Annotated in this window: 21 protein-coding genes and 4 tRNA genes; 11 read left to right on the top strand and 14 right to left on the bottom strand. The window is 72.4% G+C overall.

Annotation, left to right across the window (positions count from 1 at the left end; genetic code table 11):
• Positions 1–375 precede the first annotated feature (375 nt).
• On the bottom strand, positions 376–1,362 hold the full coding sequence (locus ACVW2K_RS05605; protein WP_457201840.1) for an Ig-like domain-containing protein: 987 nt from the start codon (positions 1,360–1,362) through the stop codon (positions 376–378).
• 666 nt (positions 1,363–2,028) lie between these two features.
• Here ACVW2K_RS05605 and ACVW2K_RS05600 point away from each other — a divergent pair.
• Positions 2,029–2,101 (top strand) — tRNA-Lys (locus tag ACVW2K_RS05600).
• A 285-nt stretch (positions 2,102–2,386) separates the two neighbouring features.
• On the opposite strand, the gene ACVW2K_RS05595 is transcribed toward ACVW2K_RS05600, so the two are convergent.
• A complete protein-coding gene (locus ACVW2K_RS05595; RefSeq protein ID WP_457201839.1) occupies positions 2,387–2,929 on the bottom strand; it encodes a GNAT family N-acetyltransferase in 543 nt (180 codons plus the stop codon).
• A gap of 42 nt (positions 2,930–2,971) precedes the next feature.
• On the opposite strand from ACVW2K_RS05595, the gene ACVW2K_RS05590 reads away from it, so the two are divergent.
• On the top strand, positions 2,972–3,628 hold the full coding sequence (locus tag ACVW2K_RS05590; RefSeq protein WP_457201838.1) for a PaaI family thioesterase: 657 nt from the start codon (positions 2,972–2,974) through the stop codon (positions 3,626–3,628).
• A gap of 3 nt (positions 3,629–3,631) precedes the next feature.
• Here the strand turns inward: ACVW2K_RS05590 and ACVW2K_RS05585 are convergent, their stop codons facing one another.
• On the bottom strand, positions 3,632–5,119 hold the full coding sequence (locus tag ACVW2K_RS05585; protein ID WP_457201837.1) for an NAD(P)/FAD-dependent oxidoreductase: 1,488 nt from the start codon (positions 5,117–5,119) through the stop codon (positions 3,632–3,634).
• A 299-nt stretch (positions 5,120–5,418) separates the two neighbouring features.
• Between ACVW2K_RS05585 and ACVW2K_RS05580 the strand changes: the two genes are divergently transcribed.
• Genes ACVW2K_RS05580 through ACVW2K_RS05570 form a run of 3 tightly spaced genes read left to right on the top strand, consistent with a single transcriptional unit; the run spans position 5,419 to position 7,045 of the window.
• Entirely contained in the window at positions 5,419–6,300 is an 882-nt protein-coding gene (locus tag ACVW2K_RS05580; RefSeq protein WP_457201836.1) for an ATP-binding protein, read from the top strand.
• Positions 6,297–6,716: a fluoride efflux transporter FluC gene (locus ACVW2K_RS05575; protein WP_051548850.1), complete on the top strand. Its 420-nt coding sequence runs from the start codon at positions 6,297–6,299 to the stop codon at positions 6,714–6,716. The genes ACVW2K_RS05580 and ACVW2K_RS05575 overlap by 4 nt, the downstream gene beginning before the upstream one ends.
• On the top strand, positions 6,713–7,045 hold the full coding sequence (locus ACVW2K_RS05570) for a fluoride efflux transporter FluC (RefSeq protein ID WP_457201835.1): 333 nt from the start codon (positions 6,713–6,715) through the stop codon (positions 7,043–7,045). The genes ACVW2K_RS05575 and ACVW2K_RS05570 overlap by 4 nt, the downstream gene beginning before the upstream one ends.
• Here the strand turns inward: ACVW2K_RS05570 and ACVW2K_RS05565 are convergent.
• On the bottom strand, positions 7,036–7,389 hold the full coding sequence (locus tag ACVW2K_RS05565; protein ID WP_028636615.1) for a metallopeptidase family protein: 354 nt from the start codon (positions 7,387–7,389) through the stop codon (positions 7,036–7,038). The two genes, ACVW2K_RS05570 and ACVW2K_RS05565, sit on opposite strands and share 10 nt — an antisense overlap.
• A gap of 17 nt (positions 7,390–7,406) precedes the next feature.
• Positions 7,407–8,195 (bottom strand): alpha/beta hydrolase family protein, encoded by a 789-nt coding sequence (locus tag ACVW2K_RS05560; protein WP_457201834.1) that lies wholly within the window; start codon positions 8,193–8,195, stop codon positions 7,407–7,409.
• A 36-nt stretch (positions 8,196–8,231) separates the two neighbouring features.
• Between ACVW2K_RS05560 and ACVW2K_RS05555 the strand changes: the two genes are divergently transcribed.
• A complete protein-coding gene (locus ACVW2K_RS05555) occupies positions 8,232–8,690 on the top strand; it encodes a MarR family winged helix-turn-helix transcriptional regulator (RefSeq protein ID WP_457201833.1) in 459 nt (152 codons plus the stop codon).
• Between the two features lie 35 nt (positions 8,691–8,725).
• On the opposite strand, the gene ACVW2K_RS05550 is transcribed toward ACVW2K_RS05555, so the two are convergent.
• The 3 genes from ACVW2K_RS05550 to ACVW2K_RS05540 all read right to left on the bottom strand — a co-directional run bounded on the left by ACVW2K_RS05550 (position 8,726) and on the right by ACVW2K_RS05540 (position 9,961).
• A tRNA-Asp gene (locus tag ACVW2K_RS05550) sits at positions 8,726–8,802 on the bottom strand.
• 338 nt (positions 8,803–9,140) lie between these two features.
• The gene (locus tag ACVW2K_RS05545; protein ID WP_081790315.1) at positions 9,141–9,878 is read right to left on the bottom strand and encodes a helix-turn-helix transcriptional regulator; all 738 of its coding nucleotides are present in this window, start codon (positions 9,876–9,878) and stop codon (positions 9,141–9,143) included.
• Positions 9,879–9,888: 10 nt separating this feature from the next.
• Positions 9,889–9,961 (bottom strand) — tRNA-Glu (locus ACVW2K_RS05540).
• Positions 9,962–10,063: 102 nt separating this feature from the next.
• Here ACVW2K_RS05540 and ACVW2K_RS05535 point away from each other — a divergent pair.
• A tRNA-Phe gene (locus ACVW2K_RS05535) sits at positions 10,064–10,137 on the top strand.
• 132 nt (positions 10,138–10,269) lie between these two features.
• Here ACVW2K_RS05535 and ACVW2K_RS05530 read toward each other — a convergent pair.
• The gene (locus ACVW2K_RS05530) at positions 10,270–10,587 is read right to left on the bottom strand and encodes a histidine kinase dimerization/phospho-acceptor domain-containing protein (RefSeq protein ID WP_081790316.1); all 318 of its coding nucleotides are present in this window, start codon (positions 10,585–10,587) and stop codon (positions 10,270–10,272) included.
• Positions 10,588–10,793: 206 nt separating this feature from the next.
• On the opposite strand from ACVW2K_RS05530, the gene ACVW2K_RS05525 reads away from it, so the two are divergent.
• The gene (locus ACVW2K_RS05525; protein WP_457201832.1) at positions 10,794–12,236 is read left to right on the top strand and encodes an AraC family transcriptional regulator; all 1,443 of its coding nucleotides are present in this window, start codon (positions 10,794–10,796) and stop codon (positions 12,234–12,236) included.
• A gap of 19 nt (positions 12,237–12,255) precedes the next feature.
• On the opposite strand, the gene ACVW2K_RS05520 is transcribed toward ACVW2K_RS05525, so the two are convergent.
• From ACVW2K_RS05520 to ACVW2K_RS05500, 5 genes are all read right to left on the bottom strand, one after another.
• Positions 12,256–12,639 (bottom strand): hypothetical protein, encoded by a 384-nt coding sequence (locus ACVW2K_RS05520; protein ID WP_028636618.1) that lies wholly within the window; start codon positions 12,637–12,639, stop codon positions 12,256–12,258.
• Positions 12,640–12,703: 64 nt separating this feature from the next.
• On the bottom strand, positions 12,704–13,174 hold the full coding sequence (locus ACVW2K_RS05515) for a DUF1360 domain-containing protein (RefSeq protein ID WP_457204048.1): 471 nt from the start codon (positions 13,172–13,174) through the stop codon (positions 12,704–12,706).
• A 60-nt stretch (positions 13,175–13,234) separates the two neighbouring features.
• Entirely contained in the window at positions 13,235–13,807 is a 573-nt protein-coding gene (locus ACVW2K_RS05510) for a hypothetical protein (RefSeq protein ID WP_457201831.1), read from the bottom strand.
• 34 nt (positions 13,808–13,841) lie between these two features.
• Complete coding sequence (locus ACVW2K_RS05505; RefSeq protein WP_457201830.1) at positions 13,842–16,100, bottom strand: DUF6351 family protein; 2,259 nt, start codon at positions 16,098–16,100, stop codon at positions 13,842–13,844.
• A gap of 49 nt (positions 16,101–16,149) precedes the next feature.
• Positions 16,150–17,217 (bottom strand): LLM class flavin-dependent oxidoreductase, encoded by a 1,068-nt coding sequence (locus ACVW2K_RS05500; RefSeq protein WP_457201829.1) that lies wholly within the window; start codon positions 17,215–17,217, stop codon positions 16,150–16,152.
• Positions 17,218–17,234: 17 nt separating this feature from the next.
• On the opposite strand from ACVW2K_RS05500, the gene ACVW2K_RS05495 reads away from it, so the two are divergent.
• From ACVW2K_RS05495 to ACVW2K_RS05485, 3 genes are read left to right on the top strand one after another with little or no spacing between them, the layout of a single operon-like run.
• The gene (locus tag ACVW2K_RS05495) at positions 17,235–17,891 is read left to right on the top strand and encodes an HNH endonuclease family protein (protein ID WP_457201828.1); all 657 of its coding nucleotides are present in this window, start codon (positions 17,235–17,237) and stop codon (positions 17,889–17,891) included.
• Positions 17,888–21,067 (top strand): response regulator, encoded by a 3,180-nt coding sequence (locus ACVW2K_RS05490; RefSeq protein ID WP_457201827.1) that lies wholly within the window; start codon positions 17,888–17,890, stop codon positions 21,065–21,067. The genes ACVW2K_RS05495 and ACVW2K_RS05490 overlap by 4 nt, the downstream gene beginning before the upstream one ends.
• Positions 21,064–22,275: a hypothetical protein gene (locus ACVW2K_RS05485; RefSeq protein WP_457201826.1), complete on the top strand. Its 1,212-nt coding sequence runs from the start codon at positions 21,064–21,066 to the stop codon at positions 22,273–22,275. The genes ACVW2K_RS05490 and ACVW2K_RS05485 overlap by 4 nt, the downstream gene beginning before the upstream one ends.
• The last annotated feature ends 51 nt before the right edge of the window (positions 22,276–22,326 follow it).

The following is a 22,326-nucleotide window of genomic DNA, read 5'->3' as shown; positions in this document are numbered from 1 at the left end:
ACGTTGCACCGTCGCCGTGCTCATGCTGGCGTCGGCGCTGGATAGACCTGGTACCCGCGGATGCGTTGAGCCATAGGTCAATCAACCTGGCGACTCAGGGTGCGTCGTTCGGACGGCCGGGTGGCGTACTCGACCGCGAACGAGGGGAATGGCTCGTGAGGGTCCGCCCGCGCTGTACGGCGTGGTTCTCCCGACGAGGGGCCAGTTCGGGGGCCAGGAGCCGGACGAGACCGGGAGGTCGACGCGAACCGAACGTATGCGCCGGTCCCGTGCTGCTGCTCCGTCGGCAGGGTGCCCCTCGTCCGGGCGGGGCTGTGGAGGCCCGCCCGGAGCGGACGGACAAACCGTCGACTCCGGGCGGAAGCACTCCGGCGGCTAGGAGGTGAAGGTCTTGCTTGCCGTGCTGGCGTTGAACACGCTGTCGCCGGCGTACGAGACGCTGACCGTGTGCGTGCTTCCGGTGGGGAACGTCGCGGTGAACTGAGCCTTGCCCACTGCATTGAGGGCGAACACCTGTGGTGCCTGGGTGTCGACCACGAAGGTCACGGTGCCGGACGGGACTCCCGTGGCGGGCGCGACGGCCGTCAACGCGACGGCGATCGTGGACTTGCCAGGGGTCGTGGTGCTCGGCGTGACCGTGAGTGTGCTCAGGCTGGCGGCCTTCGCGACCGTGACGTCCACCGTGGACGTGCTGGCCTCGAAGGCTGACGAACCCGCGTAGGAGGCGGTGATCGTGTGCTTGCCCAGCGGCAGACCGCCGGGGATCGTCAGCTTGGCTGTCTCGGTCGTGCCGACGAGGACGAGGGCCGCCGTTCCGAGCGTGGTCGTCCCTTCCTTGAAGGTCACCGAGCCGGTCGGCTTGGCCGTTCCGGACGTCTGCTTGACCACCGCCTTGAGCTTGACGTCCTGACCGGGGCCCGGCGCCGGTGTGCTGCTGCTGGCCGTCGTGGTCGTGGCGGTCTTGCCCACCGCGATCGTGATGCTGAGCGACGTGCTGGACGTGAAGTCGGTGGACCCGTTGTACGTCGCGACGAACGTGTGGTTGCCGGCGGTGAGCGTCGTGAGATCGAGCTTGGCCGTCTGCACCGTGCCGACCAGCGCGAGGTCGGCCGTACCCACGGTGACCGTACCTTCCCGGAACGTGACGGTTCCCGTCGGCTTCGAGGTGCCGCTGACGGGCTTGACCACGGCCTTGAGCTTGGCCGTGCCGCCGACGCCGATGGCCGGTGTGCTGGTCGTCAGCTTGGTGTTCGTCGGTGATGCAGCAGCCGCGGGTCCCACGACTGCGAACGTCGATGCGGCGACAACGCCGGCACCGAGGAGAGCGAGCCAGCGGCGGCTCGCGTGCATGGCGAGGCTCACGCTTCTTCCCTTCCGTCGGGCGCTGGCTCGCGGGCGAGCCGAACGCATCCCTCCGTCCACATGTCAGGAGCGGTAGTCGGTCGCCGTGGACGCGCGCGACAAGTCCCATCAACACATCCCGCGCCATCGCTGCCGACGGATCCGCGGGAAGATGGCTGATCTTGGGTACGCCCGGCGCAGGCGCAGTGCCTCGTCGACCACTGCCTCCTGTCGAGGACGCACCGGACGTAGAGCACGACGGCGTCGACCATCCCGGACGCCGTGGCGCCGTGCCGCTCGAGGTCCTGTTCGAGGCTGGCGACGCGATGGCCGCGGACCCGGACATCCGCCGGGCGGCCATCGGCCACGTGCTCGACGACGACGCGACAGGATCGCCAAGCCGCGCGGAGCCGCTCGTTCGCCTGCCGGAAGCGACCAGGAGCGCCGGCGCGACAACCTCCCGAACCTGCTTCCTTCTGCACGACGGTCCGCTGGCGGAGCAGGGGTACATGGGTGGCGGCTTGAAGCGAGGGTGGACGAAGTGCCGGACGTCACGGTCGCCTGCCGGCGACCGTGGACCCCGGACGGTCCATCCCCGTGCTGAAGGCTATGGTTCTCGTGGCTCAGGGTTGGGCAAACTACACGGATGTTCTCCTGAGGTTTCTCCCGACTAATCCCCTGATCTCCGGGCCCCTAGCTCAATTGGCAGAGCGGTGGACTTTTAATCCATGGGTTGTGGGTTCGAGTCCCACGGGGCCCACCGCTGGCGAACCGGTCTACTCCACTCGGTGAAGTTGCCGGGAACCGCTCGCGCACGAAAGCCCGCTACCCCTAACCTCACGGCTGTTGAACCGTCGGTGACCCGAGACGCCGGCGGTTCACTCTATTTCCGGCCGATGTCGACTGGTCCCGGCTGGACCAGACCACGACGGTCGCGGCATAACGCCGCCGCGGTGGGCGGCGTTCTCCGGGTGGCAGACGGATCCTGCTGCAGCCGCCCGGTCTCCGGAGGACGGGGCGGACGGGGGTCGGCGAGCGCCCGCGGTCACGCGGGCGCTTGCCGTGTCCTCGGCAGGTCGATCCAGTAGCGGCGCTTGCCCTTGCGGATGTCCTCCTGGACGCCGCCGGCCCGCTCGATCACGCGCCACGAGGCGACGTTGTCGTCGTCCGCGGTGATCAGCACCCGCTCGAGCCCGAGCGCGGCCGCCTCCTCCAGCGCGAGGGCGAGCGCCCGCGACGCGTGGCCCTCCCGGCGGCGCGAGGGTCGTACGCCGTACCCGATGTGGCCGCCCTCCTCGAGCAGCCAGGCGGTCAGCCGGTGCCGGAGCGCGAGGTAGCCGACGAACTCGTCCCCGTCGGTGATCCAGAAGTAGGTGCAGGGCACCCGGTCCTCGGGCAGCTCGGCGTCCGGATCAGCCTGGGCGAGGAGGTACTCGATGACCGGTGCGGCGCCGGCCTCGCTGGTGTCCAGGTCGTCGAAGGCCCACAGCCCGGAGCCGTGCATGAAGTCCCCGGCCTCGGAGAACTCGGCGACGGCCTCGGCCCAGGAGGCGCGGAGGCGGAGGCTGGGGCGGGCGAGACTGGTCATGCGACATTCCAGCAAATGGAACGTGTTCTAGCATCTCATTTCGTGGCTGGATACGTGCGCGACGAGATCACCGACGACGAGCTGGACCGGCAGAAGGAGCTCTACGTCCCGTTCACCGAGGCGGTGCGGGCGCTCGTGGACGCCACGATCCGCACCGAGGTGGACGAGGACGAGGTGCGCGCCGTCCAGGCGGAGGTCGAGGCGCTGACCGAGCGGCTGCGCCGGCGCCAGCTCGCGGGGGCGTACGGCGTCCGCTTCAGCAGCAACGGACGCGGCCGGCCGTGGGGCAACCCGGTGGTCGGCATCCGCAACCCCGCCGCGCCGCCCGTGCTCGTCGAGCGCGACCCCGCTGGCAAGGCGTGGGCCAGCTTCCACCTCGGTGCGGCGTTCGAGGGCCCGCCGGGACTCGTGCACGGCGGCGTCTCCGCGATGGTGCTCGACCAGCTGCTCGGCGAGGCGACCGGGGCGGGCGGGAAGCCCGGCATGACCGGGACGCTCACGCTCCGCTACCGCCGCGGCACCCCGCTCGGCGACCTGCGCGCCGAGGCCTGGATCGAGCGCTCCGAGGGCATCAAGACCTGGGCGCGGGGCCACCTGATGGACGCGGACGGCGTGACCGTCGAGGCGGAGGGCCTCTTCATCCTGCCGCGCTGGGCGCGCGAGCGGACGGAGCCCGAGAACCCGCGCTACTTCGAGTAGGCGTCAGACGCGCTGCTCTGCGTTGACCCCACGCTCGCGCGAGTCCGTGAGCCGCGCCTCCTCGGCCGCCTGGGCCTCGAGCTCGGCGCGCCGGGTCGTCTCGAGCAGCGCCCGCGCGGCGTCGTACGCCCCCGGGTCGGACACCAGGTCCGCAGCGCCACGCTTGAGCCGCCCGAGCGCGCTCCGCGCGAAGATCTGCTGCTCGGTCGTCGTGCGCTCGGAGCTGCCGCGGCCGATGAACGAGACGGCCCAGTGCAGCAGCGCGGTGATCCGGTTCTTGAAGCCGGTGATGTAGATCAGGTGCAGCGCCAGCCACATCAGCCAGGCGATCACGCCCGTGAACCGGAGCTTGCCGATCAGCGCGACCGCGCGGAACCGGCTGATGATCGCCATCGAGCCCTTGTCGAAGTAGTGGAACGGGCCCTGCGAGGGCTTCGACTTGAGCCGGTGGTCGATCTCCTTGGCGGCATACTTCGCGCCCTGGATCGCGACCTGCGCGACGCCCGGCAGGTTGTCGAGGGCGATCATGTCGCCCACCACGAACACCTCGGGGTGCCCGGGCAGCGTGAGGTCCGGGTTGACGGCGATCCGGCCGGCCCGGTCCAGCGGCGCGCCGGTCTGCTCGGACAGCGTGCGGCCCAGCGGGTTCGCCGCCACGCCGGCGGCCCAGATCTTGGTGACGCTGTCGACGCGCTCGACGCGGCCGTCCTTGAACTTCATCTCGATGCCGCGCTCGTCGACGTCGGTCACCATCGCGCCCAGGATCACCTCGACGCCGAGCTTCTCGAGCTCCTCCTTCGCCTTGGCGCCGAGCTTCTGGCCGAACGGCGGCAGCACCTGCGGCGCGGCGTCGACCAGGATCACGCGGGCCTCCCGGGAGTTGATCGCCCGGAAGTCCTTCTTGAGCGTGCGGTGGGCGAGCTCGGCGATCTGGCCGGCCATCTCCACACCGGTCGGGCCGGCGCCGACGACGATGAACGTCAGCAGGTGGTCGACGTTCTCGCCGCGGGTCGCGCCGATCTCGGCGAGCTCGAACGCGCCGAAGATCCGGCCGCGGAGCTCGAGCGCGTCGTCGATGTTCTTCATGCCGGGGGCGAACTCGGCGAACTGGTCGTTGCCGAAGTACGACTGGCCCGCGCCGGCGGCGACGATCAGCGAGTCGTACGACGTGACCGTCTCGCGGCCGAGCACCTGCGAGGTCACCGTGCGGGCCTCGAGGTCGATGCCCGTCACCTCGCCGAGCAGCACCCGGGCGTTGTGCTGGCCGCTGAGGATCTCGCGGGTCGGGGGCGCGATCTCGCCCTGCGACAGGATGCCGGTCGCGACCTGGTACAGCAGCGGCTGGAACAGGTGGTGGGTCGTCTTCGCGATCATCGTGACGTCGACGTCGACCTGGCGGAGCGCCTTGGTGCCGAACAACCCTCCGAACCCGGATCCGATCACCACGACCTGGTGACGGGTGGACGAGCCAGCTGCCTCGATGGCTGCCATGGGAGACCTCTCATACGCGCTGTGGACCGTGTGGGGACAACACCCCTGCGGTACCCCATTGTTCCGCCGGGACCACCACGGCGCGCAATCGGGGGCGTCTCCTCGGTCACACGGATACCGGACCTGTCACGCCGGGCCGTCCAGACCAATCAAGGGCGCGCGGCGGGCGACGTTTCGCAGTGAAAATCGGCGGGTACACGAGCCGTCGATGGCATCGCCGCCAACAACAGCTCGTCGGACCGGAGACCACGATTCCGCTGAACAGGCCCGCCCTGTCGTTGGGCACGGGGCCCCGCGGTGTGCAGGACGCACGCCGCTGGGTGGTCGAGACCTGCCATGACATCGGTCGCAGCGACCTGGTGGAGTGCGCCGAGCTCGGCGTCTCGGAGCTCGTGACCAACGCCCTGCTGCACGCCGAGCCGCCGCTCACCGTCCGGGTCCGCGGCACCCGCGAGCACCCGCGCGTCGAGATCCGGGACGGCACCGTGGAGCTCCCGGTGCTGCCCGGCGCCGACCCGCACAGCGACGACGACCTGCTGCTGACCTTCGGGCGGGGGCTGAGCATCGTCGCGCGCTGCTCGGCCGCCTGGGGCGTCGAGGTCGAGGAGGACGGCAAGATCCTCTGGTTCGTCCCCTCCCCGCAGAGCGGCGACGAGATGGTGCCCGGCGTGGTGACCGGGGAGCCGGCGGCACCCGCGCGGGAGCCGTCCCCGGACGAGATCCAGATCGACGTCGTCGGCGTACCGCTGCGCGCGTTCATGGAGTTCCAGCGGCACTACCGCGAGCTGCGTCGCGAGGTGCGGCTGCTGGCGCTCGCGCACGAGGACGAGTACCCGCTGGCGCGGGACCTCGCGGACCTGTTCGGGCAGCTCGAGACCGACCTGCGCGAGGGGATCGGCGCCCGGCAGATCGACGAGGCCCTCCGGTCCGGCACCGCCGCGACCGACCTGCACGTCGCGATGCCACGACCGACCGCTGCCACGATCGGCCGTTTCCTCGAGCTCCTCGACCTGGCCGACGCGTTCTGCCGCGAGGAGCGGCTGCTCTCGCTGGCCCGCACGCCCGAACAGCAGCAGTTCCAGCGCTGGTTCCTCGGAGAGTTCGTGCGGCAGGAGAAGGGAGAGCCGCCGGTCGCGTGGCAGGATTCGCCCGTGTCCAGGCGGCAGAGCAGCGTCTCGTGAGCGACGGCCCCACACCGCGGCTGCTGGCCGCGGTGGCGGTCGGTGGCGCGCTCGGCGCACTGGCCCGGTGGGGGCTCACCCAGGCCTTCCCCGCCTCGGCGGACGAGTTCCCCTGGGCGACGTTCGGCATCAACGTGGCCGGCTCGTTCGTCCTGGCGCTGCTGCCGGCGTTCGTGCTCGTACGCCGGCACCGCGAGCTCGCCGTCGGGCTCGGACCCGGCGTGCTCGGGGGCTTCACGACCCTGTCGGCGTACTCCGAGCAGACGCGGGCGCTGCTCGACGCCGAGCGGACCGGCGTCGCGCTCGCCTACCTGCTCGGCACCCTGGCGACCTGCCTGGTGGCCGTCGCGGTCGCCGACCACTGGTCGACGCTCGCGGACCGCAGGACGTTCGAGGAGGAGGGCGGCGACGAGTGACGGCCGTCCTCATCGCCCTCGGCGCCGCGGCCGGCGCCGCGCTCCGGTTCCTCGTCTCGTCGCGGCTCGACGGCCACTGGCACCGCGGGACCCTCGTCGTCAACGTCACCGGGTCGTTCCTGCTCGGGGCGTTCTCCGCGCTGGCGCTGTCCGGCGATGCGACGGCGCTGCTCGGCACCGGCTTCTGCGGCGGGTTCACGACGTACTCCTCGTTCGCCGTGCAGACCCACGGGCTGGGCGTACGCCGCGGGGCGGCGTACGCCGGCGCGACGATCGTCCTGGCGCTCGCGGCCTGTGGCCTCGGCTTCTGGCTCGGGGGTCAGGCGTAGCCGAGGTCGTGCAGCCGGTCGTCGTCGATGCCGAAGTGGTGGGCGATCTCGTGGACGACGGTGATCCGGACCTCCTCCTCGAGCTCCTCGACCGACCCGCACATGTCGAGCAGGTTGTTGCGGAAGACGAAGATCCGGTCGGGGAGCTCCATGAGCGGGTCGCCCCAGCGCTCGGTCAGCGCGATGCCGTCGTAGAGGCCGAGGAGGTCCGGGTCGTCGTCCGGGGCATCGTCCTCCACGAGGACCACGACGTTGCGGACCAGCCGGGCGATCTCGTCGGGGATGCCGTCCAGGGCTCGGTCCACGAGGGCGTCGAAGTCCTTCGGGCTCATCTCGACCGGCATGCGCCCATTGTGGCGGGTCAGTCCGCGGCCACCCACGCGCGTACGTCGGCGGCCAGCCGGGCCAGCAGGTCGTACCCGTGCCCGGTGCCGACGGGCGCGAACCGGCTGCCGCGCGGCGCGTGCGCGACGATCCGTCTCGCGCCGCGCACCTGATCCGGACCCTCGTCCCGCGCCATCGCCACCAGCACCGGGACGTCGATCGAGCGGCCGCCGCCGACCAGCTCCATGCCGGGCCAGTCGACCGGCCCCGACAGGTCCACCGCGGCGTCGATGCCGTCGAGGGTCGAGGCGGCCATCAGCGCGACCGATCCCCCCATCGATGCCCCGATGACCACGACCCGGTCCGCGTGCATGACCCGGCGCGCGTGGCTGACCGCCACCCGCACGGCGGCGGTGGGGTCCACGCCGCGGTGACAGCGCGCGCCGCCGTACTGGCACAGGTCGACCGCCAGGACGGCGATCCCCGGCTCCGCCACCAGGTCCGGGACGTGCTCGAGCCAGCCGCACAGGCCGTTCCCGTCCGTCTGGTGGAGGAGGACCGCGACCGTGCGGCCGCGGCCCGCCGAGACCGACGGGATCGAGCCCACCCCGGGGTCGTGCAGCACCCGGTAGTGCAGGTCCGCCTCGACGGCGCTCGCGGGCTGCGGACCGCAGCGCCCGAGCGGCCCCCGGATCGTCTGCCAGGGTTGCTCGGTCACGCTGGGCGACGGCGTGGGCACCGGGGTCGGCGCTGCTGCCGGGGCGTCCTCGCCCGAGCCGCACCCGCTCAGGAGCAACAGGGCCAGGAGCAGTGCGGCGCGTCTCATGGCCCCGAGACTAGTACGACTCCGTACTATTCAGCCATGGATCTCCCTCCCCGACAGGTCGGCGCGGCCGACGGCAACGTCGTCCTCGACCTGTTCGTGCTCCAGCAGCGGATCGGGGAGCTGATGGAGCTCGCCCTGACGGGCACCGCGGTCCGGCCCGCGGAGTACGCCGTCTACAGCCAGCTCGGCATCGCGGCCATGACCCCCCGGGATCTCGCGGCGCGCCTCGGCGTCACGCCGTCGACCCTGACCGGGCACCTGGCCGCCCTCGAGCGGCGTGGGCACACCCGGCGTACCGCCAACCCGACCGACGCCCGCTCTGCGGTCGTCGAGCTGACCCGGGACGGACGGGCCGCCCTGGCCACCTGCCGGCGCGGCTTCCGGCGGATGCTGACGATGCTCGAGTCGGCGTTGCCCATGCCGCCCGAGCAGATGCGGGCCCTGCTGCTGGAGATCGACGGCGCGGCCGCAGCCGTGGTCACGGCCCTGAGATGAGCGATGCCCCGGATCTCGCGATCCGGGGCATCGGCTGGCGACCCCGACGGGACTCGAACCCGCGGCCTCCGCCGTGACAGGGCGGCGCGCTAACCAACTGCGCTACGGGGCCAGGTTTGCTTCCTGCGGAAGCGGTGGAACTCTAACCCACCCACTGCCGAGCGTCCCAATCGGCGGTGGATCCGGCCGTCGCCCGACATCCCGGATGAGGACGTCCCGGCGTGGTCAGCCGCCCCACCGCTTCTCGGGGGACAGGAAAACGATGGGGCGGTACGTCCATGGTAGGCACGCCACGGCCGACGAAACTCGTCCGAACGACCCAGCCCCCGGCGACCTGATCGCCGAGGGCCGGGGCCAGCTTGGTCGCCCTGTGCGAGTGTTCTGCGTGATGAGGCACCCGAGAGTGGTGATCGTGAACTGACGCGTTTCTTGTTCCCGGTTACGACTCGGCTATGAGCGGTCCGACGGATCTGTCTCGCCGGGGCGCCCGACGTCGGCGTCCCCGAGTGGCACCTCGAACGCGTGCTCGAACATCCACAGGACGGCCTGGCTGCGGCTGGTGACGCCGATCTTCCGGTACGCCGACCGGACGTAACTCTTCACCGAGTTGATGCTGAGGTAGATGTCATCGGCAATCTCCTGGTTGGTCTGTCCGGCAACGACGCCAGCCAGGACGTCGAGCTCCCGGCGCGTCAGCCCGTGGATCGACGTGTGGCGCTCCGGACCGCTCGCCTGATCGGGCGCGGGGCTCGGCGGACCGCCCGCGGCGGAGGCCGAGTCGAGGATGGCGGTGAGGATCTCGTCCGCGGTCGACCGGATCGAGACGAACCGACTGACTCCGTGCGCTCGCGCCAACGCGCGCAGCCTTTCTGCCGCAGCCTCTTCACGGTCGTGCTCGATCCCGGCGACGACCGCATTGCCGGCGACCAGGTGGCGCAGGTCGTCCCCGCCGCCTTCGAGAGCGCACAGGTCGTAGAGCACCACGTCGAGCGAGCAGAGATGCCCGTCCTGGGTGGACACGTCCCGGACCTCGACCAGATCACAGTGTCGGCGAAGGGCATCGGCGAAGCCCGCTCTGACGATGTCGAACGGACTCACCACCGCTGCCGTGACCGGCTTCCCCACAACCAGCAGTTTTGCCACCCGCCAGCGAATCGAAACCGGCGTGGAACGCAGTTCCAGGGCCATGTCGGCGGAGCACCCCCAACGGGATTCGAACCCGTGCTACCGCCGTGAAAGGGCGGGGTCCTGGGCCGCTAGACGATGGGGGCCGGACTGCACGGAGAAGCATAGGGTCGGCCGTCCGGACGCTCCAAAGACGCGGACGCCGTTTTCACCGGCCCTCGACGACTGTTGTAGGGTGACCGTCGCTCGGGCAGGTAGCTCAGTTGGTACGAGCGTCCGCCTGAAAAGTGGAAGGTCGGCGGTTCGACCCCGCCCCTGCCCACGAGCACGCAGGGCTCTGACCTGCCAGAAGGCCCCCGCCGGGTTCCCGGCGGGGGCTCTTCACATCCCGCACCTCGCTGTGAGGTCGGTCGGGCTTCGTGGTCCGGCGGGCGCGCCGCGGTCCCGAGTCAGGTCACTCCCGGGCCCGGGTGCTCGCTTCGCGCAGCTCGCCGCACACGCCGGCGACCGCCGCGCTGAGCCGCTGCACGGCGTCGTCGAGAGCTCGGATCGACCGGCGCTGGTCGGCGGGAAGCTCGTCGATCTGTCCGCGCAGGAGCTCGGAGTGCCCCACCACGACCGTCAGCGGGGTGCGGAGCTGATGATTGATCGAGGCCGCGAGCAGCACGAGGTCGTGGTCATCGGGACGGCCCGCCGGACTGTCACTGGCGTCGCGACACTGCTCGTGCCCGGGCTCGACCTCTGAGCGGCGGGGCGACTCCCCCGCCCTCATGGCATCGGCCCGGCAGTGTCTGCCGGTCGTGGTGCAGCGCTGGGGGTGATGGGGGACGGTCCGAGCCCGAGCTCCACGGCGCCCACTCCTTCTACTGGTGTGATTCGTTCCAGGACGGTCGGTACCAGTTCAAGGCTCGCTCCTCGTCGTGGGCCGCACCACCAGGTCGCCACGCACGCAGCGCCTTCCGGTCCCGGTGCCGCGCAATGCGGACACCGAACAGCCCCGGCCCTGCAGAGGATCGTCGGCAGCCGGGGTGTTGGTCGAGGACGGCGGCGGCGCCCGGCGACGGACCTGCTCCTCGGTGCGCCCTGCTGGGGCCGCCAGGGCTATGGGACTATTCAGTCCATAAAGCGCGGGCATCGTGGGGAACTATCCGGTCAGCGCTGCGCCGCACCCCGCGCCTTGGGCGCTCGTCGTTGCAGACCCGAATGCTGTCGACGAGCAGGGCGCACTGCCGCGGGCCCATCCCGCGGCGGCGGGAGCGAGTCGTTGGTGGCACCGAGGAGGGCGTACGACGTTGGGGACGTGGTTCGGGGCGAGTTCGCGCCCGGTCGCCGGAGCCAGGTGCTCGACGCACGGGTCACGGTCCCAGGGGACGTGCGTGCCGGGTCCGTGCGACAGATCGCATGGCCGTGTCACGGCTCCCAGACGCTGTCGTGTCCAAGGCTGAGCGGACCGGCGTCGGGGACCGGGCGTACAGGCGACGCGCGCTGGGCCCGGAGGCGGCGGAGCGCCTGCTCTCGGACTCCTACTTTCCCGTCCGCGTCCTGCCCCAGGGAGCGCCGGAGGAGTTCGTGATGGAGACGGCCGAGGCCCGGATCGGTCGGGTCACGGCGGCGGTGATCTCCATCAATGCCGCGGCCAGGATCATCACCGCCGAGACTGACCACGTCAGGGTGATGATGACGCTCCGCGGGCGTTCGGTGTGGTACGGCAACGCAGAGGATGCCATCGTCGCTCGCTCCGGAGATGGCGTCGTGCTCAATGCTGAGCAGGCCGCCGACACCTGGTTGTCGGACGGTTGTGCCTGCTTGTGCGTGATGGTGCCGCAGGAGGCCCTGCACCAGGAGCTGGAGGCGCTCAGCGGGCGTCCGCTCGGTTCCCCTCTTCGCTTCACCCCGCGACTTCGACTCAAGGACGGCTCGAGCGGTCTGCTGGCGCCGGCGCTGAGGCTTCTGGTGACCGGACTCCACGACGCGGACTCTGCGTTCCGTTTACCGCGAGTCGGGCGCCATGTGGAGGGCCTCGTGCTGGACGGACTGTTGTTGGGTCACCAGCACAACCACTCGAGCCTGCTGGACCGGCCGACCCGGGCGGGGAAGTCGCCCGTCGCCCGTGCCGTCGAGCTCTTGGAGGAGCATCCGGAGCTTCCGTGGACCACCGTGGCTCTCGCCCACGACGTGCACCTGAGTGTGCGGGCCCTGCAGGAAGGGTTTCGTCGTGAGCACGACCTGACGCCGATGGCCTACCTGCGCGCGGCGCGGCTTCGCGAAGTGCACCGAGACCTGGCGGACGCAGTGCCCGGCAGCATTCGAGTGCGGGACGTCGCGCTGCGGTACGGGTTCGTCCACCTCGGCCGGTTCGCCGCGGCCTATCGGCAGCAGTTCGGGGAGAAGCCCTCCACCACACTGGCCCGCGTTCCGTAGCGGCGGCCCGGGGAACGCCTCAGGCGGTCCGCTCGTGCGGCACCTCGAGCCGCGGCACGCCGCCGAGGCCGAGCCGGTAGCGCACGTGGTCTGCGTACTGGTCGAGCGTGCGGTAGAGCACCTGGTGCGCCGACCAGGGCAGCGGCTCGGCGCCGTCGTACCAGCTCTCGCCGAAGGCGATCCACACCGGCGTCCAGTCCGCGGCGTCGTCCCAGGCGCCGCGCTTGCCGATCAGCAGCCGCCGGCGGACCTGGAACGCCCGGCGCGGGCCGTCGTCGCAGATCGGGGCGGTCGCGACCGGCCAGAGCCGCAGGTCGAGGGACATCAGGTGCACCTCGAGCTGGGGCAGCACGCGAGGATCGACCAGGACGGTCGCCACGTTCTCGTGCGGCTCGCGCATCATGACCGCACGCTCCCCGCACCACCCGGCCGGCGTCAACCCTCCGTTCGGGCGAGGCCGGTGGCGGTCAGTCGCGCAACCGGGCGTAGCCGTGCTGGAGGAAGTCCGACAGCGCCGAGACGGTGAACACCGCGGCCCAGGTCCTTGCCGCCCGGGGGGCGAGGGCGAGCCCGGCGACGTACGCCGTGCCGATCCACACGCCCAGGCAGAAGGGGCAGGTGATCAGCTCGCCCACCGTGTGGCGCAGGCCGTGCTCGCCGCGCGCGGACTCCCGGTGCTCGGCGTTGCCCGCCGGCCCCTCGAACTCCGTGAACGGCGCCCGGAGCGGGCTGGTCACCGAGCCACGGGCGACCAGCCGGCTGAGCTTGTGGGTCGCGACGCCCCCGAGGACCAGGTCGCGGACGGCGTACCGCTCGGGCAGGGCGGTGCCGCTCCGTCGTGCGTACGCCGTGACCGCTGCGGAGGCGAGTGCGTAGGTGGCGAGGCTGCCCGAGAACCCGGGCAGGTCGACGTCGGCGTCGGGGTCGTAGTCGCGCATGCGCACCGGTGTCCCGTACGGCGGGTGTTCACGCGTGTGACGTGCGCCGCCGGTCGGCGGCTACCCCACCGCCCGGCGGCGGAGCCCGAGCGCGGCGGCACCGGCGGCGACCAGGCCCACGCCGGCGCCGGCGCCGAGGATCCAGGCGTACGGCGGTCCGTCGCCGGGCGCGGGGTACGCGACCGCGGAGGCGGGTGGATGCGCCGGGCCGGTGACCTGCCGCAGCCGCTCGACCCGGGCGGGTCCGGCGGGCGCCGTACCGCCGCACAGGTTCGCGGTCAGCTCGCGGTCGCCGTTCGCGTAGACGACGTACTCCTGGTCGACGGTCATGTTCTCCAGGCCGCACGAGGCCCCCGACACCGCCGAGGTCACCCGCGCGTTCACGGGCGCGTCGCCCTTGAGCACCTCGTGGACGTCGAAGTGGTAGGTCGCGGGGTCGCCGCTCGACATGATCACGCGCCGCGGCGGCGGCTCGACCTCGGTGAGGGTGCCCGTGAACACGACGTCGGCATCCTGCAGGTGCTGCTCGGTCGAGCCGACGACGCACGAGCACGCGAGGGCGGCGGCCGGCGTCATCGCGACCAGGGCGAACGCGGCGAGCAGGCCGGCGAGCAGGGTCCGCAGGGTCGTCATGCGGGTACGACGCGGGCGACGACCCGGCGGTTCCTCACTTCCGCAGCATCTCCGCGAACGCCGGGCTCAGCAGGCCGCCGGCGGAGTTGTCGGGCACGGGCGGGAGGTTGAGTCCGCCGTACGCCGGGGAGCCGTCGGCCTTGCCGTACCGGAGCCACGTCTCGGCGGGCCCCTGTCCCTGGCCGGGGACGGACCAGTCGCAGACGCCGTGCGGGAAGGTCGCCTCCAGCGTCGCCCACTCCGCGTCGCTGAACGGGACGAGCATGAAGGAGAAGTCGTCGCGGACGAGCGGCTTCAGGTGGCAGGCGACGTTGTCGTTCGCGACGGGTCCGCCGGCCTCCTGGCGCGGGGTCGAGAGCCGGGTCTGGAGGACCTGGAGCTCCGAGACGTCGCAGGCGTCGGCCGCCTGGGCGACCACGCAGCGGTCGGTGACGTCGGCCGGGCGGTCGGCGGCGACCTTCTCCGCGAGCGGCTCGCGGGAGCCGTCCGCCTCGACCGCGGCCAGCCAGCGGTCCATCGCGACCAGCGCCTCGTTCGCCCAGCTGACGTCGCCGATCAGCGGCGTCGGGCCGAACCACATCACCCGGTTGTCGGTGTTGCCCTGGTCGGCCATCAGCCGCTCCTGGGTCCAGAACGCGTGCGCGTAGTCGTGCGCGATGCCGGGGTCGGGACCGCCGTGGTTGATCATCGCCACCTCGTCGAGGTGGTTGGCCTCGTTGATCAGCCCGGTGCGATAGGCGTTCGCGATGGCCCCGGGGTCGCCGGTGATCCGCGTCGGCGTCGGCGCCGCGTCGACGTCGAGGCCGCCGAGCTTGGCGTTCAGGTCCACGAACTGCGCGGCCGTGATCGTGCCCGCCTTCAGCGCGGACAGGCCGTAGAGGACGCCGTCGTTCGAGAACGGGATGCCCCCGAAGCCGTGCCCGGCCGCCTTCTCCTGCGGCGTCCACACCGACTCCGGGCGCCGGCCGAGCTGGTTGACGAGCAGGTCGAGGACCGAGCAGCGGACGCCGCCGGGGTTGGTCTCGGAGTCGTACCGGGTCGACGGGTCGCCGGCGACCGGGTCGAGGGTGCCGGAGCACGCGTTCTCGGGGTTCAGGGCCGCCTTGAACAGGCCCTCGTCGGCGACGACCGCGTTCAGGTGCGAGGCGTGGCCCTCGACCTGGGCCATCTGCGGCTCGGTCCACACGACGCCCGGCGCCCAGCGCGACGGGTCCTCGAAGTAGAGCCGCAGCAGGTGATAGTCCGCGAACTGCGCACCCGCGGTGAAGGTGTCCGGGTAGGAGCAGCTGGTGATCAGGCCCTGGTAGATGCCCGGGTAGGCGTTCGCCACGGTGTGCTGGGCGATCGAGCCGCCGGAGCATCCGGTGCCGATCGTGTACCGCAGCGCACCGTACCGCTCCACGAGCCGCTCCTTGGCCATCAGCACCGACTCGGCGTTCATCGCGACCGAGCAGTTGTGGCCGGTGTTGTCGAGCGCGGTGGACAGCACGGCGAAGCCCAGGCCGAGCGCGGTCACGTAGCTCGGCGTGACGCCCGGCGCCCCCTCGAGGGTGCCGGAGTAGTCGGCGGTCGGTGGCGAGCCCGGGGCGTACGACGCGCCGCAGCCGCCGCCGTGGGTCACCAGCAGCTTGTGGTTCCACTGGTCCTGGGGCGCCCACGCCCGCCAGGGCGAGCCGGGACGGAACAGGGTGAGGATCGTGTACCGGTCGCGGTCCTGGAACCCCTGCTCGCGGCGTACGACGAACGGCACCTCGACGCCCTCATCGGTGGTCGTGGTCGCGACGTCGGAGGGCGGGTTCTCCGGGTCGTAGGGCTGCAGGTCGGTGGTGAGCGGGTCGGTCGACCGGTAGAGGTAGTCGTAGGTCGCCGGCTGGTCGCACTGGTCGTCGACCGCGCCCTCCTGGCAGCGGTAGTGCTGCGTCTGCGGGCCCGAGAACACCGGGCCGCCGTTCGGGTGGTTCACGATCGCGATCCGGCCGGCGCGGGCACCCGGCGCGCTCGCGCGCAGCACGGTGCGGCCGACGTCGAGGCCGGTGACCAGCCCCTCGAACCGGCCGTCCTCGCGGACCGCGAAGCGCTTCGTCACATCGGTGCCGCCGGCCGTCACCCGGACGTCGCCGGGGTCGACGTGCTGCGGGACCTGCACGGCGACGAGCACGTCGCCGCCCGACACGAGATCGGCGCGGTTCGACAGGACCTGCACGACCAGGCGTGGGTGCGCCGCGGCCTCGGTGGGCGGGGCGACCACGAAGGGCACGACGAGGGCGATCAGCAGGAGCAGGCGCAGGCGCATGTGACGTCAACGAACGGCGTCACCGCATGTAACGCGGGGTCACGCGGGGTCACGCGGGGTCGTCCAGCGCGAGCAGCTCACGCACCCGCGGCACCACCTGGGTGCCGTAGAGCCGGATCGACTCGAGCCGCTCCTCGTGGGGCAGCGTGCCGACGGCGTACTTGAGCTGGAACCTCGACAGCCCGAGCGTCCGCATCGCCCACGCGATCTTCGTCGCGACGGTCTCCGGTGCGCCGACGAACAGCGCGCCCGTGGGGCCGGCGCTCTGCTCGAACTGGAGGCGGGAGTACGGGCCCCAGCCGCGCTCCCGCCCGATCTTCGTGAACGCCGCCGCCTGGTGCGGGTACAGCTGCTCGCGCGCGAGCTCGTCGGTGGCCGCCACGTGGCCCGGGCTGTGCATCGAGATCGGCCGGGTGCCGTGGCCGTAGTGCTCGAGCGCCCGGTGGTAGAGCTCGACCAGCGGCACGAACTGCTCGGGCGAGCCGCCGATGACGGCGATCACCAGCGGGGGGCCGTACGACGCGGCGCGGGCCACCGACTCCGGCGTACCCCCGACGCCCACCCACGCGGCCAGCCCGTCCTCGGTGCGGGGGTAGACCCGGACCTCCTCCAGCGGGGGCCGGACCGAGCCCTCCCACGAGACCGGCTCCTCGGTGAGCAGCCGCGCGAACAGGTCGAGCTTCTCGGAGAAGAGCCGCTCGTAGTCGTCGAGGGAGAGGCCGAAGAGCGGGAAGGACTCGGTGAAGGAGCCGCGACCCAGGGTGACCTCGGCGCGACCGCGCGAGACGGCGTCCAGCGTGGCGAACCGCTCGAACACCCGGATCGGGTCGTCGGAGCTGAGCACGGTGACCGACGTGCCGAGCCGGATCCGGCGGGTGCGCCCGGCGATGGCGGCCAGCACGACGTCCGGGGCGCTGACCGCGAAGTCCGGCCGGTGGTGCTCGCCGACCCCGAAGAAGTCCAGGCCGACCGCGTCCGCCAGCTCGGCCTCGGCCACCACCTGGCGGACCGCCTCGGCCTGGCTCAGCGGCTCGCCGTCCGGGCCGAGCGCGACGTCGCCGAAGGTGTCGAGCCCGAAGGTCGGGTCGTGGGGCGTGCCGAGCAGTGAGAGGTCCATTGCGTCATCATCGGACAATGACTCGGCGTGTGCTGCTCCTGGCCCTGCTCCTGACGCTCCTCGTCGGGGCGGTGCCGGGTGCGGCCAGCGCGGAGGCGATGCGCCTCCGGGCCGCCGTGCGCGCGCTCCCCGTGGCCGCCGAGACACCCGACGGCTACGACCGCGACCTCTTCCGGCACTGGGTCGATGCCGACCACGACTGCCAGGACACGCGCGAGGAGGTGCTGGTCGCGGAGTCGCGGGTGCCGGTCGACGGCTGCACGATCAGCACCGGCGAGTGGTTCTCCTGGTACGACCGCGAGACGTGGACGCAGTCCTCGGACGTCGACATCGACCACCTGGTGCCGCTCAAGGAGGCCTGGGACTCCGGCGCGCGCGGCTGGGACGCCGACACCCGCGAGCGGTACGCCAACGACCTCGGCGACGCCCGCGCGCTGGTCGCGGTCACCGACAACGTGAACCAGTCCAAGGGTGACCGGGACGCCGCCGAGTGGCTGCCCGACTTCAGCGTGTGCCGGTACGTGCGGGACTGGACGGCCATCAAGCTGCGCTGGGGGCTGGCCGTCGATCCCGCCGAGAAGACCGCGCTCCGTCACCGGGCCCGGCACTGCCGCAACCGGGTGGTCGACTTCGCACCCGCGGGCGCCGGGCGCGGGGTAGGAATGGGGACATGACCTCGGACGGGAGCGACGCGAGCCGGTACTTCGCGCTGATCCCCGACGGGCTCTGGGTCTTCGACGACCAGGGCGTCACCACCTGGGCGAACGACCGGATGGCCGAGCTGCTGGGCCGGCACCCCGACGAGATGGTCGGGCTCTCGGTGTTCGACACGCTCGACGAGCAGGGCCGCAAGGACTTCGCCGGCAGCCTGGCGGAGATGGTGCGCACCGGGCAGCCGCGCGACAACGTCGACTCGTACTTCGTGCGCCCGGACGGTACGGCGGTCTGGGGACTCGTCAGCTTCCGCCCGGTGCTCGACGACCAGGGCCGGCGCACCGGCTGGCTGCACCGTGTCACGCCGTACACCGAGCGCAAGGAGCTGCTCGACGCGCTCGAGTCGCGCGAGCACCAGCTCGCCATCGCGCAGCGCATCGCCCACATCGGCAGCTGGTCGTGGGACGTCGAGGCGGACCGGGTCACCGCGTCCGAGGAGACGTTCCGGATCTTCGGCGTGGAGCCCGGCGCGCTGGACACGTTCGCCGACTACGTCGCCCTCATCCATCCCGACGACCGTGAGCTGACCGAGAGGTCCGCCGCGGCGGGCGACGGCGAGGAGTACTCCTTCGACCACCGGGTGATGCGGCCGGACGGTCAGGTGCGCTGGATCCGCGAGCGCGGCATCGTGGAGCGGGACGACGACGGCGAGCGGGTGCGGGTGAGCGGCACCTCGCAGGACATCACCGAGCTGCGCGCCGCCGACGAGCAGGCCGCGGAGGCCACCCGGCGGCTGGTGCTCGTCCAGCAGATGGCGATCGCGGCCAACCGGGCCGACACCCTGCGGGAGGCGCTGGCGGTCGCGGCTGCCGGGGTTCCCGAGCACACGACGTGGGCGGGTGTGTGCGCCTACTTGTACGACGCGCCCGGCGAGCCGGAGCTCCTGGACATCCGCGGCGAGCTCCCGGTCCAGTGCGACCCCGTGCTCGCCGAGCGGGCCCGGCTGAGCGGCGAGATCACGATCGGCACGCCGTCGGCCATGGCGGACTCCCACAGCCTGGTCGCGCTGCCGGTGAGCATCGGCTCCGAGGTGATCTGCGTGATCGAGCTGATCGCCGACGAGATCCCGCCGGACGAGGACTCCTACCAGCTGATGCGGCAGATCGCCGGGCAGCTGGGCGTGGTCGCCGAGCGCGAGCGGAGCGCCGCCCAGCTCGCCGAGGCGCGCGACGACGCGATGGAGGCGTCGCGGCTGAAGTCGGAGTTCGTCGCGACCATGTCGCACGAGATCCGCACGCCGATGAACGGCGTCATCGGCCTCACCGACCTGCTGATGCGCACCACCCTCGACGAGCACCAGCGCAAGCTGACCGAGAACCTCCAGGGTGCGGGGCTGACCCTGCTCGGCATCATCAACGACATCCTCGACCTCTCCAAGATCGAGGCCGGGAAGCTCGAGCTCGAGGAGGTCGACTTCGACGTGCGGCAGGTCTTCGACCAGGCCGCGTCCGTGCTCGGCGGGCCCGCGCACGAGAAGGGACTCGAGCTGGTCGTGGCGTGCTCACCCGACGTACCGCGGCAGGTGCGGGGCGACGCCGTCCGGTTCGGTCAGATCGTCACGAACCTCGGGTCGAACGCCGTGAAGTTCACCGACCGCGGCGAGGTGCTGATCCAGGCCCGGGTCGAGGCCCACAGCAGCACCGACGTCGTCCTGCGGGTCGACGTCACCGACACCGGCGTGGGCATCACCCCCGACCAGCGGGGGCGGCTGTTCGAGGCGTTCACCCAGGCCGACCCGTCGACGACCAGGCGGCACGGGGGGACCGGGCTCGGGCTCGCGATCTCGCGGCAGCTGGTCGAAGCGCTCGGCGGCGAGATCTCCGTGACCAGCGAGCTCGGCCGGGGCAGCACGTTCTCGTTCACCGCACGGCTCGGCGCCGCCGCGGGGACCGCGGCCGCGCCGCCCGCAGGCGACCGGGAGCTCCAGGGCCGGCGGGTGCTGGTCGTCGACGACAACAGCACCAACCGGCTGATCCTGACCGAGCAGCTGGACGCGTGGCAGATGCGCTCGGTGGCCGTGGCGTCCGCCGCCGAGGCGCTCGCCACGCTGCGCGAGGCGGCCCGGTCGGGGCAGCCGTTCGAGGTCGCGGTCCTGGACCTGGTGATGCCGGACACCGACGGGCTCGAGCTGGCCGCGCGGATCCGGGCCGAGCCCTCGCTCGCCGCGCTCCGGCTGCTGCTGCTGACCTCTGACCAGTCGGTGACGCGGCGGGAGGTCGAGGACGCCGGCATCCGGACGTCGCTGAACAAGCCGGTGCGGCACACCGAGCTGCGGGCGACCCTGCTGACGCTCCTCGGCGGCGCCGCCAGCGCACCCGCGCCGCGGGAGAAGACGACACCGGGGCTGGGCATCCGGGTCCTCGTCGTCGAGGACAACCGCGTCAACCAGCTGGTCGCGACCGGCATCCTGGAGAACCTCGGCTGCACCGTGGACCTCGCCGACGACGGCGTCGCGGCGGTGGAGCTGCTGACGAGGCCGCACGAGTACGCCGTGGTGCTGATGGACTGCCGGATGCCCCGGCTCGACGGCTTCGACGCGACCCGGCGGGTCCGCGAGAGCGAGCAGGCCGGCCGGCGAGTGCCGATCATCGCGATGACGGCGTCCGTGCTCGAGGGCGAGCGGGAGCGCTGCCTGGCGGCCGGGATGGACGACTACCTCACGAAGCCGGTGGACGCCGCCGAGCTCGAGCGCGCCCTGCGCGCGTGGGTCCGGGCGCCCGCGCCGGCAGCGGATGCCCTCCCCCAGGTCGAGCCGCTGCCCGCGCCGCGCACCACCACCGAGCGCGGGGTCCTCGACCCGGACCGGATCACGATGCTCGACGAGCTGCGCAAGGACGGCGTCAGCTTCTTCGAGCGCACCGCGGCGTCGTTCATGGGCCGGGTCGGCAGCCAGCTGGTGGCGATCCGGGAGGCGGTCGACCGGGACAGCCCGACCTCGCTGCTGACCTCCGCGCACCAGCTCAAGGGCAGCGCGCTGAACCTCGGGCTCCCCCGGGTCGCGGCGGCCGCCCAGAAGCTCGAGTCGCTCGGCATCGCCGGCACCACCGAGGGCTCCCGGCAGCTGCTGCGCGACCTGACCGCCGAGGTCGAGATCGCGGTCGCCGCCCTCCAGCGGGCGACGACCGGACGCCCTTGAGGTTCGAGCGCGCCGGCCGGCGCCGGCCGGTCGACCTGGTCGTGCCCGGCTCGACGCTGGCCGAGGTGGTGGCGCCGTACGCCGCGGCCACCGGCCCGTCGTCGGTGTCGCTCGCCTCCGGTCCGGACCGGCTGGTGGCGCGGTACGACGGCGCCGCGGCCTGGCTCGAGGTGACCAGCGGTGGGCGCACCAGCCGGCACCGGTCCCGGCGGCACGCGCGCGCGGAGGGTGCCCGCGAGGTCGGGCTGGCGCTCAGCGGGACCCACGCGACGGTGCTCACCCGCGGTCCCGGCCCGTGGCTCGCGCGCGGGCGGGTGGACCTGCGCGACCGGATCGACACCCGCTCCGAGGAGTGGCTGGCCGGCCTGACCTCCGACGCACCCGTGGCCGGCCGGTTCGGGCAGCTGGGGCTGCGGGACGTCAGGCTGGTCTCCGGCGTACCGGACCGCGTGGTGCTCTCCGCGACCAGCGCCGGCCCGGGGTTCTTCGACACCGCGCACACGTCGCTGTGGGAGCTGGAGCCCCGCAGCCTCGGGCTCACCCATCTCTCCGACGTCTTCTTCCGGCGGCCGGACCGGCCCGGGGTCTACGGCGACCACGCGACGCACGTGCTGCGCGACGGCGACGGCTGGCTGGTCGCGACCAGCACGTGGGGCGACTTCGACCGGCGGACGCCGGCCGTGGCGGTCACGCTCGCCCGGACCACCGCCGACCTGCTGTCCGGGGTGCACCTGCTCGACACGACCCCGCTCCCGCTGCCGGTCGACGGGCTCCGGTCGGTGGGCGTCTGGGACCCGCACCTCGTGCACACCGGGGACGAGTGGCTCGTGGGCTTCGTGAGCGCGACCAGGTTCTTCCGGTTCCACCCCGCGGTCGCGGCGGGGCCGGCTCTCGACGCCCTGGCGCTGCGCGGTGCCGCGACCGACCTGACCCAGACCGAGGGCACCACGCTCACCCGGCTGGACGGGGAGTGGCGGGTGCTGGCCAGCGACGGTAGGGCGAAGCAGTACCCCGTGTTCGACCTCGCGATGGCGCGCACGGGCAGCCTGGAGGCGCCGTACCCCTCGAACATCCCGTGGCCGACGCTGGTCCCGGACGGCGACGGTTGGCTGCTCGTGGGCTTCAACGGCCGCCGGTCCGGGGGGCCCCTCCCGGGGTACGGCACGCACGGGGACGTCGTCTTCGCGAGGTCGGTGGCCGGGGGTTAACGTGTGAGTCAGGACACGGCGCCACCCCTGCCGTGCCCCACCTCGCCACAC

This window comes from Nocardioides sp. HB32, from assembly GCF_054058995.1.
This window is presented reverse-complemented; position numbering and strand designations above follow the sequence as displayed.

Excerpts from the sequence above, each read along its gene's own strand:
- ACVW2K_RS05595 (WP_457201839.1), bottom strand. The coding sequence starts at position 2,929 with ATGACCAGTCTCGCCCGCCCCAGCCTCCGCCTCCGCGCCTCCTGGGCC.
- ACVW2K_RS05585 (WP_457201837.1), bottom strand. The coding sequence starts at position 5,119 with ATGGCAGCCATCGAGGCAGCTGGCTCGTCCACCCGTCACCAGGTCGTG.
- ACVW2K_RS05565 (WP_028636615.1), bottom strand. The coding sequence starts at position 7,389 with ATGCCGGTCGAGATGAGCCCGAAGGACTTCGACGCCCTCGTGGACCGA.
- ACVW2K_RS05560 (WP_457201834.1), bottom strand. The coding sequence starts at position 8,195 with ATGAGACGCGCCGCACTGCTCCTGGCCCTGTTGCTCCTGAGCGGGTGC.
- ACVW2K_RS05555 (WP_457201833.1), top strand. The coding sequence starts at position 8,232 with ATGGATCTCCCTCCCCGACAGGTCGGCGCGGCCGACGGCAACGTCGTC.
- ACVW2K_RS05545 (WP_081790315.1), bottom strand. The coding sequence starts at position 9,878 with ATGGCCCTGGAACTGCGTTCCACGCCGGTTTCGATTCGCTGGCGGGTG.
- ACVW2K_RS05530 (WP_081790316.1), bottom strand. The coding sequence starts at position 10,587 with ATGAGGGCGGGGGAGTCGCCCCGCCGCTCAGAGGTCGAGCCCGGGCAC.
- ACVW2K_RS05525 (WP_457201832.1), top strand. The coding sequence starts at position 10,794 with ATGCGGACACCGAACAGCCCCGGCCCTGCAGAGGATCGTCGGCAGCCG.
- ACVW2K_RS05520 (WP_028636618.1), bottom strand. The coding sequence starts at position 12,639 with ATGATGCGCGAGCCGCACGAGAACGTGGCGACCGTCCTGGTCGATCCT.
- ACVW2K_RS05515 (WP_457204048.1), bottom strand. The coding sequence starts at position 13,174 with ATGCGCGACTACGACCCCGACGCCGACGTCGACCTGCCCGGGTTCTCG.
- ACVW2K_RS05510 (WP_457201831.1), bottom strand. The coding sequence starts at position 13,807 with ATGACGACCCTGCGGACCCTGCTCGCCGGCCTGCTCGCCGCGTTCGCC.
- ACVW2K_RS05505 (WP_457201830.1), bottom strand. The coding sequence starts at position 16,100 with ATGCGCCTGCGCCTGCTCCTGCTGATCGCCCTCGTCGTGCCCTTCGTG.
- ACVW2K_RS05500 (WP_457201829.1), bottom strand. The coding sequence starts at position 17,217 with ATGGACCTCTCACTGCTCGGCACGCCCCACGACCCGACCTTCGGGCTC.
- ACVW2K_RS05495 (WP_457201828.1), top strand. The coding sequence starts at position 17,235 with ATGACTCGGCGTGTGCTGCTCCTGGCCCTGCTCCTGACGCTCCTCGTC.
- ACVW2K_RS05490 (WP_457201827.1), top strand. The coding sequence starts at position 17,888 with ATGACCTCGGACGGGAGCGACGCGAGCCGGTACTTCGCGCTGATCCCC.